Annotated in this window: 1 protein-coding gene; it reads left to right on the top strand. The window is 67.4% G+C overall.

Annotated elements, in window-relative coordinates; translation table 11 throughout:
• Positions 1–218 (top strand): YDG domain-containing protein (locus L8H00_RS18720; protein ID WP_242098878.1); only part of this gene is annotated, 218 nt, incomplete at both ends.

Raw genomic sequence — 218 nt, 5'->3', positions numbered from 1 at the left:
ACGACGGCGGCGATGCTGACGGGTGGCAACTATGCCCTCGCCGGTATGGTTGCGGGCGACGCCGTCGCCCTGAACAACCCGACGAGCGGCAGCTACGACACCAAGAACGTCGGCACTGCGAAGACGGTAAGCGTGGGCAACCTGGCGCTGACCGGGAGCGACGCGGCCAACTACACCGTCAACACGGACGCGAGCGCTGCAATCGGCAGCATCGCGGC

The organism is Sphingomonas sp. CROZ-RG-20F-R02-07 (assembly GCF_022662335.1).
Taxonomy (GTDB): domain Bacteria; phylum Pseudomonadota; class Alphaproteobacteria; order Sphingomonadales; family Sphingomonadaceae; genus Sphingomonas.
This window is presented reverse-complemented; position numbering and strand designations above follow the sequence as displayed.